Origin of the sequence: Streptomyces sp. C1-1 (genome assembly GCF_050214755.1) — a bacterium.
Classification (GTDB): domain Bacteria; phylum Actinomycetota; class Actinomycetes; order Streptomycetales; family Streptomycetaceae; genus Streptomyces.
This window is the reverse complement of the sequence record NZ_CP189826.1, coordinates 8422271-8437424: the sequence shown is the minus strand read 5'-3', so window position 1 is coordinate 8437424 and position 15154 is coordinate 8422271. Positions and strand designations below refer to the sequence as shown.

The 15154-nt window shown below is 73.3% G+C and carries 14 protein-coding genes and 1 pseudogene; 9 read left to right on the top strand and 6 right to left on the bottom strand.

The window, feature by feature from the left end; all coding sequences use genetic code 11:
- The first annotated feature begins 18 nt into the window (after nt 1–18).
- A complete protein-coding gene (gene purB / locus ACQF4J_RS38410; RefSeq protein ID WP_351564721.1) occupies nt 19–1461 on the top strand; it encodes an adenylosuccinate lyase in 1443 nt (480 codons plus the stop codon).
- Nucleotides 1458–2009 carry a G/U mismatch-specific DNA glycosylase gene (mug, locus tag ACQF4J_RS38405; protein WP_427168668.1) on the top strand — a complete coding sequence of 184 codons (552 nt, stop codon included), beginning with the start codon at nt 1458–1460 and terminating at the stop codon, nt 2007–2009. The genes purB and mug overlap by 4 nt, the downstream gene beginning before the upstream one ends.
- Nucleotides 2010–2043: 34 nt before the next feature.
- Here the strand turns inward: mug and ACQF4J_RS38400 are convergent, their stop codons facing one another.
- From ACQF4J_RS38400 to ACQF4J_RS38390, 3 genes are read right to left on the bottom strand one after another with little or no spacing between them, the layout of a single operon-like run.
- Nucleotides 2044–2454, bottom strand: a complete 411-nt coding sequence (locus ACQF4J_RS38400) for a hypothetical protein (protein WP_351802693.1) — start codon at nt 2452–2454, stop codon at nt 2044–2046.
- Nucleotides 2455–2495: 41 nt separating this feature from the next.
- The gene (locus ACQF4J_RS38395; RefSeq protein ID WP_427167821.1) at nt 2496–3218 is read right to left on the bottom strand and encodes an ABC transporter permease; all 723 of its coding nucleotides are present in this window, start codon (nt 3216–3218) and stop codon (nt 2496–2498) included.
- A gap of 2 nt (nt 3219–3220) precedes the next feature.
- Nucleotides 3221–4141, bottom strand: a complete 921-nt coding sequence (locus tag ACQF4J_RS38390) for an ABC transporter ATP-binding protein (protein ID WP_351564713.1) — start codon at nt 4139–4141, stop codon at nt 3221–3223.
- 108 nt (nt 4142–4249) lie between these two features.
- Here ACQF4J_RS38390 and ACQF4J_RS38385 point away from each other — a divergent pair, with 108 nt between their 5' ends.
- The 3 genes from ACQF4J_RS38385 to ACQF4J_RS38375 all read left to right on the top strand — a co-directional run bounded on the left by ACQF4J_RS38385 (nt 4250) and on the right by ACQF4J_RS38375 (nt 7327).
- Nucleotides 4250–5404, top strand: a complete 1155-nt coding sequence (locus ACQF4J_RS38385; RefSeq protein ID WP_427167820.1) for a sensor histidine kinase — start codon at nt 4250–4252, stop codon at nt 5402–5404.
- A 14-nt stretch (nt 5405–5418) separates the two neighbouring features.
- Nucleotides 5419–6081, top strand: a complete 663-nt coding sequence (locus tag ACQF4J_RS38380; RefSeq protein WP_351802697.1) for a response regulator transcription factor — start codon at nt 5419–5421, stop codon at nt 6079–6081.
- A gap of 88 nt (nt 6082–6169) precedes the next feature.
- Nucleotides 6170–7327: an ROK family transcriptional regulator gene (locus ACQF4J_RS38375; protein ID WP_351564699.1), complete on the top strand. Its 1158-nt coding sequence runs from the start codon at nt 6170–6172 to the stop codon at nt 7325–7327.
- An 83-nt stretch (nt 7328–7410) separates the two neighbouring features.
- Here ACQF4J_RS38375 and ACQF4J_RS38370 read toward each other — a convergent pair whose 3' ends face one another.
- Complete coding sequence (locus ACQF4J_RS38370; protein ID WP_351564696.1) at nt 7411–8172, bottom strand: GntR family transcriptional regulator; 762 nt, start codon at nt 8170–8172, stop codon at nt 7411–7413.
- Nucleotides 8173–8341: 169 nt separating this feature from the next.
- The gene (locus ACQF4J_RS38365) at nt 8342–9226 is read right to left on the bottom strand and encodes an RNA polymerase sigma-70 factor (protein ID WP_351564693.1); all 885 of its coding nucleotides are present in this window, start codon (nt 9224–9226) and stop codon (nt 8342–8344) included.
- Nucleotides 9227–9338: 112 nt separating this feature from the next.
- On the opposite strand from ACQF4J_RS38365, the gene ACQF4J_RS38360 reads away from it, so the two are divergent.
- Entirely contained in the window at nt 9339–9992 is a 654-nt protein-coding gene (locus ACQF4J_RS38360; RefSeq protein WP_351564690.1) for an NADPH-dependent F420 reductase, read from the top strand.
- Nucleotides 9993–10111: 119 nt separating this feature from the next.
- Nucleotides 10112–10942, top strand: a complete 831-nt coding sequence (locus ACQF4J_RS38355) for an alpha/beta fold hydrolase (protein ID WP_142150056.1) — start codon at nt 10112–10114, stop codon at nt 10940–10942.
- A 93-nt stretch (nt 10943–11035) separates the two neighbouring features.
- Here ACQF4J_RS38355 and ACQF4J_RS38350 read toward each other — a convergent pair.
- A pseudogene (locus ACQF4J_RS38350) lies at nt 11036–11824 on the bottom strand (DMT family transporter); the annotation flags it as partial.
- Between the two features lie 47 nt (nt 11825–11871).
- On the opposite strand from ACQF4J_RS38350, the gene ACQF4J_RS38345 reads away from it, so the two are divergent.
- Together ACQF4J_RS38345 and ACQF4J_RS38340 are read left to right on the top strand one after the other, a co-directional pair.
- Nucleotides 11872–13335, top strand: coding sequence for a PLP-dependent aminotransferase family protein (locus ACQF4J_RS38345; protein ID WP_427167819.1), 1464 nt, complete (start codon nt 11872–11874; stop codon nt 13333–13335).
- Between the two features lie 151 nt (nt 13336–13486).
- On the top strand, nt 13487–15070 hold the full coding sequence (locus ACQF4J_RS38340; protein ID WP_427167818.1) for an alkaline phosphatase D family protein: 1584 nt from the start codon (nt 13487–13489) through the stop codon (nt 15068–15070).
- Nucleotides 15071–15154 lie beyond the last annotated feature (84 nt).

Sequence of the window (15154 nt, the reverse complement as noted above, 5' to 3'; positions counted from 1 at the left end):
CCAGTAGAATCCGTCTACGTGACTTCCGCTCCCGCCAAGCCCCGCATCCCGAACGTCCTCGCCGGACGCTACGCCTCCGCCGAGCTCGCCACGCTCTGGTCGCCCGAGCAGAAGGTGAAGCTGGAGCGGCAGCTCTGGCTCGCCGTGCTGCGGGCCCAGAAGGACCTCGGGATCGAGGTGCCGGACGCGGCGATCGCCGACTACGAGCGTGTCCTCGACACCGTCGACCTGGCCTCGATCGCGGAGCGCGAGAAGGTCACGCGGCACGACGTGAAGGCCCGGATCGAGGAGTTCAACGACCTCGCCGGCCACGAGCACGTGCACAAGGGCATGACCTCCCGCGACCTGACGGAGAACGTCGAGCAGCTGCAGATCCGGCTGTCGCTCGAGCTCATGCGCGACCGTACGGTGGCCGTCCTCGCCCGCCTGGGCAGACTGGCCGGCGAGTACGGCGAGCTGGTCATGGCCGGCCGCTCCCACAACGTGGCCGCGCAGGCCACGACGCTGGGCAAGCGGTTCGCGACGGCGGCCGACGAGCTGCTGGTGGCCCACGGCCGGGTCGAGGAGCTGCTGGGGCGTTACCCGCTGCGCGGCATCAAGGGTCCGGTCGGCACGGCGCAGGACATGCTGGACCTGCTCGGCGGGGACGCGGCGAAGCTGGCGGACCTGGAGGGGCGGATCGCCGCGCACCTCGGCTTCGCGCAGGCTTTCACCTCGGTCGGCCAGGTCTACCCGCGCTCGCTGGACTACGAGGTCGTGACCGCGCTGGTGCAGCTCGCGGCGGCGCCGTCCTCGCTGGCGAAGACGATCCGGCTGATGGCCGGGCACGAGCTGGTGACCGAGGGCTTCAAGCCGGGCCAGGTCGGCTCCTCGGCGATGCCGCACAAGATGAACACCCGCTCGTGCGAGCGCGTCAACGGCCTGATGGTGATCCTGCGCGGCTACGCGTCGATGACCGGCGAGCTGGCGGGCGACCAGTGGAACGAGGGCGACGTGTCCTGCTCGGTGGTGCGCCGGGTCGCGCTGCCGGACGCGTTCTTCGCCCTGGACGGCCTGCTGGAGACCTTCCTCACCGTGCTCGACGAGTTCGGCGCCTTCCCGGCCGTCGTGGCCCGTGAGCTGGACCGCTACCTTCCCTTCCTCGCCACGACCAAGGTGCTGATGGGCGCGGTCCGCGCGGGCGTGGGCCGCGAGCTCGCGCACGAGGCCATCAAGGAGAACGCCGTGGCCTCCGCGCTGGCCATGCGCGAGCAGGGCGCCGAGCGCAACGAACTGCTGGACAAGCTGGCCGCCGACGAGCGCATCCCGCTCGACCGCGCCCAGCTGGACGCGCTGATGGCCGACAAGCTGTCCTTCACCGGCGCCGCCGCCGACCAGGTGGCCGCGGTGGTCGGCCGCGTCGAGGAGATCGTCAAGCAGCACCCGGAGGCCGCGGGCTACACGCCGGGGGCGATCCTCTGACCCGGTTCACCCCGGCGGAACTGGAGGCCGCCCGCGACCGTCTCGTCCCGGACGTGGTCGCGGACGGCCTCTCCGTGCTCTTCTGCGGTATCAACCCGGGGCTGATGACGGCGGCGACCGGCCACCACTTCGCCCGGCCCGGCAACCGCTTCTGGCCGGTGCTGCACCTGTCGGGGTTCACGCCCCGCCTGCTGAAGCCGTCGGAGCAGCGGGAGTTGCTGTCCTACGGCCTCGGCATCACGAACGTCGTGGCGCGGGCGACCGCTCGGGCCGACGAGCTCGGTGCGGAGGAGTACCGGGAGGGCGGGCGGCGGCTGGCGCTGAAGGTGGCGCGGCTCAAGCCCCGGTGGCTGGCCGTGGTGGGGGTCACCGCCTACCGGGCCGCCTTCGACGACCGCAAGGCGCGGGTGGGGCCGCAGGAGCGGGTGATCGGGGGGACGCGGGTGTGGGTGCTGCCGAACCCGAGCGGTCTGAACGCGCATTGGACGGCGCAGACGATGGCGGAGGAGTTCGCGCGGTTGCGTTCGGCGGCGGTCGAGGAGTCGTGACGGCCGAGAGCCGCAGCTGAAGGCACTTGGCTGGTCAGGGCGGGGCGACCTCGGTGACCACGGCCAGGAGCTGGACCTCGTCCGTGACGTCCCGGTCGGCGACGGCGACGGCGACCCAGCGGGCGGTGCCCGCAACCTCCCAGAGGTAGGCCACGTCGGCGCGTGCGCTGAGGGAGGCCCACGGCTCGGGTATCTCCTCCTCCGCCGTGCGCAGCAGCACCGTCTGCAGGTTGTACGGCTCCTTCTCGCCCCAGCGCGACGCCAACCGGTCGTGCATGGCGTCCCGGTACTTCCGGTACTGCTCCGCCGTCACCGCCCGCTCCGCGAGGTCGCCGCCCCGAAGGCCGTGGCTGACCGCCAACTCGGCCTCGTGATGAGCGTGTCCCGCCGCAAAAGGGCGGAAGCACAGCTCCTCGACGAGAGCCACGTAGTGCGCGATGTCCATACGGTCCAGTAAAGCGGGCGCCACTGACAATTGGTGAGGTGTCAGACGTCCCGTCGGCGCACGCTCCACACCCCCGCCGCCAGCGCGGCCGCGGCCCACAGCGCCGTGATCGCGAGGCCGGTCCACGGGCCGAACGCCCCGTCCCAGGTTCGGTGGAGGACCACTTGACCCGCCCGGTCCGGCAGCACGTCGGCGAAGGAGTCGGACATGTCGCCGATGACGAAGGAGACGATGAGCAGGAACGGAACCAGCAGGCTCAGCGTGGCGACGCCACTGCGCAGCAGGGCCGCCAGTCCGGCCGCCAACAGGGCCATCAGCGTCAGATACAGCGCGCAGCCGACGACACCCCGAACCTCCTGGCCCCAGGTCAGGTCAGCCGCCCTCTCCCCCAGGGCGGCCTTGCCCACGGCCAGGCTCACACCGCCCGTCAGCAGCCCCACCACCATTACGGGTACGCCCACCGCCACCGCCTTCGCCGCGAACCACCGCCCCCGGCGCGGCACCGCGGCGAGGGTCGCGCTCAGCGCGCCGCCCCGGAACTCGGCGGCCACGGCCGTCGTGCCGAACGCGATCGCCGCGATCTGCCCGAAGGAGACCCCGAAGAAGGCGGAGAAGAGCGGGTCGGCGTCCGGGCCGCCGCTGTCCCCGCCGGCCAGGGCGGAGAACAGGGCGGTCGTGAGCAGCACCGCGCACAGGGCGCCGACGAGCGACCGCAGTGTGCGGATCTTGAGCAGTTCCGAGCGGAGAACGGGCGTGAATTCCATGGTCAGGCCTCCTGTGCGGGTGCGGTGAACTCGGCCTCGGAGCCGGTGAGATCGAGATAGGCCTGCTCCAAGGTGCCTTCTTCCGCGGCGAGTTCGAGGAGCGGGACGCCGGCGGCGGAGGCGAGGCGCCCGATGTCGTCCACGCGCGCGTGGTCCACGGTCCAGTGGCCCGCCTCGTGCCGCACGGCGTCGTGACCGTGCCGGGCGAGCACCCCCGTGAGCGCGGTGGCGTCGGTCGTTCTGATCCGCACCCGTGGGCACACGCGCGTGTCGATGAACTCCCGCATCGGGGTGTCGGCGAGCAGGCGGCCGCGGCCCAGGACGACGAGGTGGTCGGCGAAGGAGGCGGTCTCGTTCATGAGGTGGCTGGAGACCAGTACCGTGCGGCCCTGCGCCGCGAGGCGGCGCAGCAGCGCCCGGATCCAGACGATGCCTTCGGGGTCGAGGCCGTTGGAGGGCTCGTCGAGCATGACCACCTCGGGGTCGCCGAGCAGGGCGGCGGCGATGCCGAGCCGTTGCCGCATCCCGAGGGAGTACGTCCGCACCCGGCGCCGGGCGGCGGTGGCGATGCCCGTCTCCTCCAGCACCTCGTCGACCCGCCGGTCGGGGATGCGGTTGCTCGTGGCCAGGGTGCGCAGATGGTCCCGTCCGGTGCGGGAGCCGTGCGCGGCGTGGGCATCGAGGAGGGCGCCGACGTGGCGCAGGGGTTCGCGCAGGCCGGCGTAGGGGCGGCCGTCGATGGTGGCGGTGCCGGAGGTGGGCCGGTCCAGGCCGAGCACGAGCCGCATGGTGGTGGACTTCCCGGCGCCGTTGGGGCCGAGGAAGCCGGTGACGCGGCCCGGGCGGACGCTGAAGGTGAGGTCGTCAACGGCCCGCCGGGTGCCGTACTCCTTGGTGAGTTTCTGGACGTCGATGCTGGTCATGGCAGCAGCGTGGCCGGCGGGGAGGGGTGGTGGCCTCCCCCGCCGGTGGAGATCGTCTCCCCCGCGCGGGGGAGGCCCGTTGTCGGTGGCGGCTGGCACGATGACGAAATGGCACGCTTCCTGCGCCCGTTGCTCCAAGGGACGACATACACACGGCTGCTGCACCTGTGGGTGCCGGTGCTGTTCGTGAGCGTGTGGATGTTCATCGGGCCGTCGTGGCCGTGGGTGCCGGCGCTGCTGCTGGCTCCGGTCGGGCTGATCCCGGCCGTGCGCACGGCAGAAGGGGTCCAGGCCCGCTGGATGCTGACGCCCGGGGAGCCGGACGCGGGCTTCTCGATGGCGCCGTCGACGACCTGGCGCGACCGGCTGCGCACCACGGTGTGGATCGAAGTGCGCCTTCTGCTGGGCATGTCGGCGGCGTTCGCCTGCGTCTGGCTGCCCGTCACGTGCTACGGGCTGGTCCGGGCCGCGCTCGGCGATCCCGGCGGCGAGGTACCGGCCCTGCGGGACATACCGGGGCACTGGGCCTGGGCGCTCGCCGCTCCGCTGCCCCTGCTCGCGCTGTACGGCGTGGTCGTCGGACTCGGCAGACTGGCGACGGCCCTCGCCCGTGCCCTCCTCGGGCCGTCGGCCGCCGAGCGCCTCGCCGCCCTGGAGGAGCGCACCGAGCAGCTTCTGGAGCGCACGCGGATCGCCCGTGAGCTGCACGACTCCATCGGGCACGCGCTGACCGTGGCCGTGGTGCAGGCGGGCGCCGCCCGCGCGGCCGGTGATCCCGCCTTCACGGACCGGGCGCTGGATGCCATCGAGTCGACCGGCCGGGCCGCCCTGGAGGACCTGGAGCGCGTACTCGGCGTCCTGCGCGAGTCCGGGCGCCCGGTCGGCAGCCGGCCGACGCTCACGGACGCCGACCGGCTGCTGGAGTCCGCTCGCGCCTCCGGGGCGAAGATCGACGCGGAGGTCTCGGGCCCGCTGGAGTCGGTCCCCGGCCCTGTCTCCCGCGAGGGCTACCGCATCCTTCAGGAGGCCCTGACGAACGTCCTGCGGCACGCGGGGGCCGTCCCGGTGCGCGTGGGCGTCGACGTCGCGGACGGGCGGCTGCTGCTGGAGGTGCGCAATCCGCTGACCGGCGACGCGACGGGGGCGGGCGCGGGCAGCGGACTGCGCGGCATACGGGAGCGCGCGGCCCTGCTGGGTGGCCGCGCGCGGACCGTCCCCGCCGACGGTGAATGGCAGGTACATGTGGAGCTGCCGTTGAGTTGATCTACGCTGGCCGGGTGCCGGTGACCGTTCTCCTCGTCGACGACGAGCCCCTCGTACGCGCGGGGCTGCGTGCCGTGCTGGAGGCGCAGCCCGACATCGAGGTCGTCGGGGAGGCGGCCGACGGCGCGGCGGTGATCCCGCTGGTGCGCCAGTTGCGTCCGGACGTCGTCGCCATGGACGTGCGCATGCCGCTCCTGGACGGGATCGAGGCCACGCGCGCGGTGCTGCGGACGGTCCAGGAGCCGCCGAAGATCCTGGTGGTGACGACGTTCGAGAACGACGAGTACGTCTACGAGGCGCTGCGGGCCGGAGCGGACGGCTTCCTGCTGAAGCGGGCGCGGCCGGCCGAGATCGTTCAGGCGGTACGGCTGGTCGCCGAGGGCGAGTCGCTGCTGTTCCCCGCGTCCTTGCGGCGGCTGGCCGCCGAGTTCGGGGACGGGGGCGGAAACCGGGCGGCCCGGGAGGCGCTGGAGCGTGCCCGGCTGACGGAGCGGGAGGGCGAGGTGCTGCGGCTGATGGCCCGCGGGCTGTCGAACGCGGAGATCGCCGCCCGGCTGGTCGTCGGCACCGAGACGGTGAAGTCGCACGTCAGCTCCGTGCTGGCGAAGCTGGGTGCCCGGGATCGCACGCAGGCCGTGATCGCCGCGTACGAGTCGGGGTTCGTGACGCCGGGGTGATCCGCCGCCGGGGCGGCCCGGCACTCGCCGGTGTCCGCCGCTGCGAGTACGATCCGGCCAACACGCGCACGAGCTGGGAGGACGGACGTTGGGGCGGCTGACCGGCGGGGATCCCTCGCTGCTGCGAAGGATCAACTCCGCGGTGGTGCTGCACGCGCTGCGCGCCACGGACGCGGCGACGCTGACGGAGATCACCCGGGTGACCGGACTGTCCCGGCCGACGGTCGAGGGCGTCGTGGAAGGGCTCATCGAGGCGGGGTACGTCGTCGAGAAGGCCCCCGACGAGAGTCTCGTACGCCGGCAGGGGCGGCCCGCGCGGCGCTTCAGGTTCCGGGCCGAGGCAGGGCATCTGCTGGGCCTGGACATCGGCTCGCACCGGGTCGCCGCGCTGCTCGCCGACCTGGACGGCCGGGTGCTGGGCGCGGTCGCCAAGGACGTCGACGAGTCGGCGTCCGCGGACGAGCGGCTGGAGCGGCTGCGCACGGCGGTGGCCGAGCTGCTGCGCCGGGCCGGGGTCGCCCGCGACTCGCTGCGCGCCGTGGGCGTGGCCTCGCCCGGCGTCGTCGAGGCCGACGGCACCGTACGGCTGTGCGCCGCGCTCCCCGAGTGGACGGGGTTGCGTCTCGGTGAACGTCTGAGCCGGTCCTTCAAGTGCCCGGTGCTGGTCGAGAACGACGCCAACGCGGCCGCCGTCGCCGAGCACTGGAAGGGCGCGGCGACCGAGTCCGACGACGTGGTGTTCGTGCTGGCCGGGCTGAGCCCGGGCGCAGGGTCGCTGATCGGCGGACGGCTGCACCGCGGGTACGGTGGGGCCGCGGGCGAGATCGGCGCGCTGCACCTGCTGGGCCGCGAGGTGACTCCGGAGACCCTGCTGTCCACCACGGACGAGCCTTTGCACCCGTTGGACGAACAGGCCGTCGCGGAGGTCTTCGCGCAGGCCCGGGAGGGCGACCAGCGGGCCCGTGCGGCCGTCGAGCGCTTCATCCAGCGTCTCGTCCACGACGTCGCCGCCCTGGCCCTCGCCCTCGACCCGGAACTCGTCGTCGTCGGCGGCTGGGCGAACGGTCTGGACGGCGTACTGGAGCCCCTGCGGCGCGAGTTGGCCCGCTACTGCCTGCGCCCGCCGAAGGTCACGCTGTCCCTCCTGGGCGAGGCCGCGGTGGCGACCGGCGCACTGCGCCTGGCCCTCGACCACGTGGAGGAACAGCTCTTCGCGGTGGAGGGCACGGTGACGGCACGCCGCTGAACGGACCACCGGCCGTCCGCCGGTGAAACGGCTGCGCCCCGGGTGAGTTCCGGGGCGCACGGTCCGTGTGGTGGTCCGGTGGTTCAGGAGGCCCGGCGCTCGGTGTCCTGGTGGATCTCCACGCCGCCCGAGTCGCCGAAGGTCAGCCGGCAGGTGTCGGCGCGGTAGGTGGCGACGGAGAGTGCCGCCGTGCGGCCGTGGGCGAGGAAGCGGGTGGTGACGACCAGGACGGGAGCGCCGGGAAGGCGGTCCAGTTCCTTGGCGTCGTCCGCGCGGGCCGAGCCCAGCTCGATGGCGCTCTCCTGGCCCTCCAGCGCAAGTCGCTGCAGCTCGCGCAGGACCGCACGCGCGCGTGCCGGTCCCGACGGGGCGTCTATGGCGGACAGCTCCGGCACCGACGAGGCCGGGATGTAGAGCAGCTCCGCCGCGACGGGCTGGCCGTGCGACACCCGGGAACGCCGCACGGTGTACACGGCCTCCTCCCGGCCGGTCTCCAGCGCGGCGGCCACGGCCGCCGGCGGGGCCGCGACCGCGCAGTCCACGGCCTGCCAGACGTCGTCACCGGCGCCCGGCCAGGCGTGCTGCTCGGTGCCGACGGCGACGCCCACGCGCGGGGGCGCGACGGTGGTGCCGACGCCGCGGCGACGCTGCAGCCTGCCTTCCAGTTCGAGCTGCTCCAGCGCCTGGCGGAGCGTGGCCCGGGCGACGCCGAAACGGGCGGCGAGATCGCGCTCGTTGGGCAGGATCTCGCCCACGGAGAACTCGGACTCCAGTGCCTCACTGAGCACGGTCTTGAGTTGCCAGTACTTCGGTTCCGGCACCGTTTCCAGCTGCGTGGTCCCCACCCTGTCCTCCGCAATCGCCGTGGTCCGGCGGCGTTTTAGCGCCCTTGTTTATTAAAGGTTGTTGCACTTATCTGCGACCATAGGGCGGCCCCCACCCTTGGTCAAGACCAATCCTCGATCCCATGGCGAACACAGAGAATGGTTGCGAAGTACGGGCAGAAAACGCTGTCTATGCGACCGGCAGCGACAGCAGCTTGTCAGGGTTGCGGATGATGTAGACCGACTGGATTCGGCCGTCGAAGACGTCCAGTTGGAAGACGCTGTCGGGCCTGCCCTCGGACAGGACGACGAGAGCCGGGCCGCCGTTGAGCTCCATGAAGCGGAAGGACGGGTCGGGTACGCCCTTTCCGGCGGCGCCGATGACGAAGCGGCCCACCTTGTCGGCGGTCTCCAGCACTCGCAGCGGCGCCCGCGACTTGCCGCCGCTGTCGCCCACGAGCCGTACGTCGGGCGCCAGCAGCTCCATCAGGCCCTCCAGGTCACCCTCCCCGGCCGCGGCCAGGAAGCGCTCGGTGAGCTCGCGGCGCCGGCCGGGATCGACCTCGTAACGCGGCCTGCGCTCCTCGACGTGTCTGCGGGCCCGCCCGGCGAGCTGCCGCACCGCCGCCTCACCCCGGTCGAGCATGGAGGCGATCTCCGCGTACGGGTAGCCGAAGGCCTCCCGCAGGACGAACACCGCCCGCTCCAGGGGCGACAGCGACTCCAGGACGACCAGGACGGCCAGGGACACGGAGTCGGCCAGGACGGCCTTCTCGGCGGTGTCGGGGACGGCGTCCCCGAAGTCGGTCGCGTACGGCTCGGGCAGCCACGGGCCGACGTACGCCTCGTTGCGCGCCTTGACCTGGCGCAGCCGGTCGATGGCGAGACGGGTGGTGACGCGTACCAGATAGGCGCGCGGTTCGCGGACGTCGCCGCGGTCCGCGCCGGACCAGCGCAGCCAGGCCTCCTGAACGACGTCCTCCGCGTCGGCCACCCGCCCGAGCATGCGGTAGGCCACCCCCAGCAGGACGGGGCGGTGCTCTTCGAAGACGTCGGTTCCGGTGTCGGTGGTCACGGCGTCCATCCCACGCGACGTGTGGGGACATGTCCAGGAGAAATCCGCGTGCGCGGAGGAGAATGACGTGGGGACCGCCGGTGGTCGGCGGGCCGGAGTGGCGGAGGTTGCGATGCGGTACGCGGTTCTGGGCACGGGCGAGGTGGGCCGGACGCTGGCCGGGAAGCTGGTCGACCTGGGCCACGAGGTGACGCTGGGCTCCCGCACCAAGGACAATCCGGCCGCCCTGGAGTGGGCGCGGGACGCCGGGGCGGGCGCGCGGTCGGGGACGTTCGAGGAGGCGGCCTCGTCGGCCGAGGCGGTCGTCGTCGCCGTGGGCGGACGGGTGGCGCTGTCGGCGCTGGAGGCGGCCGGGGCGGCGAACCTCGACGGCAAGGTCGTCGTCGACGTCAGCAATCCCCTGGCGTTCGAGGACGGGCAGCTCCGGCTGGACCCCGTCGAGTCGGACAGCGTGGGCGAGCAGATCCAGCGGGCGTACCCCAACGCGCGCGTGGTGAAGTCGCTCAACACGGTCAACTGCAAGGTGATGGTGGAACCGGCCCTGGTGCCGGGCGAGCACCAGATCTTCGTGTGCGGCGAGGACGCGGCGGCCAAGGAACAGGTCACCGCCCTGCTCGGGGAGTTCGGGTGGCCACCGCACCGGGTGCTGGACCTCGGCGGCATCCGGTCGGCGCGCGCCGTGGAGATGGCACTGCCGCTGTGGGTCGACCTGTTCCGGCACTTCGGGCACGGCGAGTTCAACATGCAGATCCGCAGCGCGCGTTGAGCCGGGGAACGAAGCGGGGTACGGCCGTGAGGTCGCCCGAACTGGGGGCTACCCGTCGGTAGCAATTGCTGACAAGCTGTCTACGGCGTCCGTCAGCGAGCCCCACACGAGGAGCACCCATGTCCGCCACCGTCTCCTTCAAGGTCCCCTCTCCACGCGGCCCGCAGCCCGTGACCGTCTCCTACGCGCGCGTGGGCAGCGGCGCGCCGCTGCTCCTGCTGCACGGCATCGGTCACCACCGGCAGGCCTGGGACCCGGTGGTGGACATCCTCGCCACCGAGCGCGAGGTGATCACCGTGGACCTCCCCGGCTTCGGCGCCTCCCCGGGGCTGCCGGACGGCCTCGCCTACGACCTGGCCACCACGACCGCCGTGTTCGGCGCGTTCTGCGAGGCCCTGGAGCTCGACCGGCCGCATGTCGCGGGCAACTCCCTCGGCGGGCTGCTGGCCCTGGAGCTGGCCCGCGAGAAACTCGTACGGTCGGTCACCGCGCTGTCGCCGGCCGGCTTCTGGTCCGAGGCCGAGCGGCGTTACGCCTTCGGCGTGCTGCTCGCCATGCGCCGGATCTCGCAGCGCCTGCCGCTGCCGCTGGTGCAGCGGCTCTCCCGCTCGGCGGCCGGCCGGACGATGCTGACGAGCACCATCTACGCCCGCCCCGGCCGCCGTTCACCCGACGCCGTGGTCGCCGAGACGCTGGCCCTCGCCGGGGCCACGGGGTTCGACGCGACGCTCCGGGCCGGCACCGCCGTGCAGTTCACCGACGACATCCCCGATCTGCCGGTCACCGTGGCCTGGGGGACCAGGGACATGCTGCTCGTGCGCCGTCAGGGGGTGCGCGCCAAGCAGATCATTCCGCGGGCCCGTCTGGTGCGGCTGCCCGGTTGCGGGCACTGCCCGATGAACGACGACCCGGCGCTGGTGGCCCGGGTCATCCTCGACGGCAGCCGCTGACCGGGCGCACCGCCTGCTCAACGCGCCGGAGCCGAGGGCGACTCCGGCGCCCACCAGGGCGCTGCCGACGGCCTGGGCGGCCCCGTAGGAGCCCGTTCCGACGAGCGGGGCGGTGCAGGCGGCGGCGACCGGGATGAGGCCGGAGAACAGCGTCGCGCGCTCGGCGCCGATCCGCTGCATGCCGACGTACCAGCACACGAAACCGACGACGGTGACCACCGCCGCCTGCCACAGCAGCGCGACGGCCTCGGCGCCGTCGGGCCGGCGCAGCCACGCCGTGCCGTCCAGGAGCAGGCCGGTGACGGCAGACTCGGCGGCCGCGACCCCGCAGACCGTGGCGGACAGCAGCCGGGGCCCCAGCGGCCGCAGCACGGGGACGGCGAGGACGGCGAAGCCCACCTCCCCGGCGAGCGCGCAGGCGGAGAAGGCGATGCCGGTGCCGTCCGTACGGCCCCATCCCTGGACCGTGAAGGCGCCGACCGCGACGAGCGACGCCCCGTACAGGACGGTGCGCCGGGGTTCGCGTCCCTCCAGCAGCGGTACGGCGACGGCGACGACCACCGGGGCGCAGCCCACGAAGACGCCGGGGACCGCCGGTTCCGCGCTGCGCTCGGCGGCGAGTACGGCCAGGTTGAAGCCGACCATGCCCACCGCGGCGAGGGCCGCGAGGCGGACCCATTGGCGGGGTTTCAGCGTGCGCAGCCGGGCCGCCGCCCCGTGACCGGCGAGCGGGATCAGCAGCAGGCAGGCGAGTGCGTAGCGCAGGAACTGGCCGCCGGCGTACGGATAGTGGCCCAGGACGCTGTTGGCGGTGAAGGAACCTCCGACGAGGACGGCGGCGAGCGCGGCGAGCAGTGCTCCACGGGCGGCGGTGGCGTTCATGGCGGCGACGCTAGGCACCGGCGCGGTCCGGTTTAAGGTCCATTCCCATGACGTCATCGGGGACCAATCCGGACGAGACCGGGGAGCCGGCCGCGGACGCGGGTACAGGCCTCAGCGCCTCGCCCGCCTGGGAGCTGCTGCTGCCTGCCGTCTCCGCGCCGGCACGCACGCGTGGCCGTGCGCTGCAGGCCGCGCTCCGGGAGGCGGTGCGCTCGGGGCGGCTGGCGCCGGGTACCAGGCTGCCGTCGAGCCGGGATCTCGCCGCCGATCTCGGCGTGTCGCGGGGGCTGGTCACCGAGGCGTACGAACAGCTGACCGCCGAGGGGTATCTGCGCAGCGGACGGGGCGCCGGCACCTGGGTGGGCGGCGCCGTACGGGCGGCGCCGCCACGCGCGCGTGACCTCGCGCCGCGCTCCCCCGGCACCGAGGCCGACTTCGTGGCCGGCACGCCGGACCTGTCGCTGTTCCCGCGCGCCGCCTGGGCGGCCGCGCAGCGCGATGTGCTGGCCCGACTGCCCCACGAGGACCTCGGCTATCCCGACCCGCGCGGACTGCCCCGGCTGCGCACGGCACTGGCCGAGCTGCTGACGCGGCGCCGGGGCGTGGTGGCCGACCCCGAACGCATCGTGGTCGTCTCCGGGGTGGCGCAGGCGACGGCACTGCTCGGATTCGTGCTGCACGCGCGCGGAGTGCGCGAGGTCGGCGTCGAGGACCCCGGCAGCCCCCAGCACGACGCGCTGTACGCCTCGGCCGGGGTCACCACTGTGCCGGTGCCGCTGGACGTTGAGGGGCTGCGCGTCGGAGCGCTGCGCGAGTCGGGCCTGCGGGCCGTGGTGGCGACGCCGTCCCACCAGTTCCCCACCGGCATCGCCTACTCGGCGCGCCGCCGCGCCGAACTCCTCGACTGGGCGCGGTCCGTGGACGGCTTGGTCCTGGAGGACGACTACGACGGCGACTTCCGCTACGACCGCGCGCCCGTGGGCGCCCTTCAGGGGCTCGACCCGGAGCACGTGGCCTACGCGGGCTCGGTCAGCAAGTCCCTCGCCCCGGGCCTGCGGCTCGGCTGGCTGCTCGTCCCGCGGCCACTGACCGAGGAGGTCGTCGAACGCAAACGGACCATGGATCTCGGCCATCCCGCCCTCGACCAGGCGCTGTTCGCCCGCTTCGTGGAGCGCGGCGACTACGACCGCCAGCTGCGCCGCTGCCAGCGTGCCTACCGGGAGCGGCGCGACACCCTCGTGGCCGCGCTGGCGGAGGACTTCCCGGGGGCGAAGCTGACCGGCATCGCCGCGGGACTGCACGTCATCGCCGCCCTTCCCGCGCGGTACGGCCCCGAGGAGAGCTTCCTCGCGCGCGTGCGGGCCGCCGGAGTGGCCGTACGCCCGCTGAGCGCGTACACGCACACGCGTGCCGAGGACGACGGCGACGGTGTGCGCCTCGTCCTCGGCTACGCGCACCTGTCACCCGGACGGATCCGGGCGGGTGTGCGCCTGATGGCGGCCGCCGTGTGAGAACGGGATGCCGGCACTTCCGGTTCTTCCGACGCGTCGGCTCCCCCGCCCCCCGCGGCCAGTTGTTCACTTGTGGTTTCCGTGCGCGCTGCGGCGCACCAGTAGTTGTGGCATCGCACACCGGCCGGATCCCGTCCCTGGAGGCGCATCCATGTCACACCGTCCGTTCCCCGGCCGCCGCAGCGTGCTGCGCGGCTCCCTCGCCGCGTCCGCGGCCCTGGCTCTGCCCACCGCCGTGTCCGCGGCACCGGCGTTCGCGCTCTCCGGTCGTCCCAGGGCGGACTGGGGTGTGCAGGCGGGTGACGTGACCCGCGACTCCGGTCTGGTGTGGGTGCGGTCGGACCGTCCCGCCCGGATGGTCGTCGAGACGTCGGCCACCGAGTCGTTCCGCGCCCCGCGCAGATGGCACGGCCCGCTGCTCGGCGCGGACTCCGACTTCACCGGCACGACACGGCTGCACGGGCTCCCCGCGGGCGAGCAGATCCACTACCGCGTGCTGCTCGCCGACCCGGACGACCCGCGCCGCACCGGCGAGCCGGTCACCGGAACGTTCCGCACGGCGCCCGCGAAGCGGCGCCAGGATGTGCGGTTCGTGTGGTCCGGAGACCTGGCGGGCCAGGGCTGGGGCATCAACGAGTCGATCGGCGGCTACCGCATCTTCGACGCCATGGCGAAGGTGGACCCGGACTTCTTCCTGTGCAGCGGCGACAACATCTACGCCGACGGCGTCATCCCGTCGACGCAGGCACTGCCCGACGGCAGCGTGTACCGCAACCTCACCACCGAGGAGAAGTCGCACGTCGCGGTCACGCTGGACGACTTCCGCGGCAACTTCCGCTACAACCTGCTGGATCAGGCGCTGCGCCGCTTCAACGCCCAGGTGCCGAACATCGTCCAGTGGGACGACCACGAGGTCCGCAACAACTGGTACCCGGGTGAGGTCATCGGCACCGGCACCGCCTACCCGGCCGGCACCCGGCTCGACGACCTCGCCGTGCGCTCGCGGCGGGCCCTCTCCGAGTACTTCCCCATCTCCACGGTCAGCGGCCGCCCGGACGGCCGGATCTACCGCGTGGTCAACCACGGTCCACTGCTGGACGTGTTCGTCCTCGACATGCGGACCTACCGCAACGCCAACTCGCCCGACGACCAGACCACCGACCCGCAGGGCATCCTCGGCGCCGAACAGCTGCGGTGGCTCAAGCGCGAGCTGTCCCGGTCGCGTGCCGTGTGGAAGGTGATCGCCGCGGACATGCCGCTCGGCCTGGTCGTGCCGGACCCGGTGGAGGGCAGGGCGAACTTCGAGGCCGTCGCGCAGGGCGACCCGGGAGCGCCGCTCGGCCGCGAGTTGCAGATCGCCGAACTGCTGCGGTTCATCAAGCACCGGCGGATCACCGGCACGGTGTGGCTGACCGCCGACGTCCACCACACCTCGGCCCAGCACTACGACCCCTCGCGAGCCGCGTTCAAGGACTTCGAGCCGTTCTGGGAGTTCGTCTCCGGCCCGCTGAACGCCGGCGCCTTCCCCGCCAACGCGCTCGACGGCACCTTCGGCCCGGACCGGGTGTTCGTGAAGGCCCCGACCGCCTCGAACGTCTCGCCGGCCGAGGGCTACCAGTTCTTCGGCGAGGTCGACATCGACGGCGACAGCGGTGAGCTGACGGTACGGCTGCGCGAGTACGACGGCACCGTACTGTTCACGCAGACCCTGCGGCCGGGGCTGGTCGGCCAGTAACTGCCGTACCCTCTCGGCAGGGCCGCGCACCGGCGTCATCCCCCGGCGTGCGGCCCTGTCCCGTACCCGCCAACTCCCCTGTCG

Bases quoted from the DNA above. Each gene is read 5' to 3' on its own strand.
- ACQF4J_RS38400 (WP_351802693.1), bottom strand. From the start codon at position 2,454: ATGGACATCGCGCACTACGTGGCTCTCGTCGAGGAGCTGTGCTTCCGC.
- ACQF4J_RS38395 (WP_427167821.1), bottom strand. From the start codon at position 3,218: ATGGAATTCACGCCCGTTCTCCGCTCGGAACTGCTCAAGATCCGCACA.
- ACQF4J_RS38390 (WP_351564713.1), bottom strand. From the start codon at position 4,141: ATGACCAGCATCGACGTCCAGAAACTCACCAAGGAGTACGGCACCCGG.
- ACQF4J_RS38385 (WP_427167820.1), top strand. From the start codon at position 4,250: ATGGCACGCTTCCTGCGCCCGTTGCTCCAAGGGACGACATACACACGG.
- ACQF4J_RS38360 (WP_351564690.1), top strand. From the start codon at position 9,339: ATGCGGTACGCGGTTCTGGGCACGGGCGAGGTGGGCCGGACGCTGGCC.
- ACQF4J_RS38355 (WP_142150056.1), top strand. From the start codon at position 10,112: ATGTCCGCCACCGTCTCCTTCAAGGTCCCCTCTCCACGCGGCCCGCAG.
- ACQF4J_RS38345 (WP_427167819.1), top strand. From the start codon at position 11,872: ATGACGTCATCGGGGACCAATCCGGACGAGACCGGGGAGCCGGCCGCG.
- ACQF4J_RS38340 (WP_427167818.1), top strand. From the start codon at position 13,487: ATGTCACACCGTCCGTTCCCCGGCCGCCGCAGCGTGCTGCGCGGCTCC.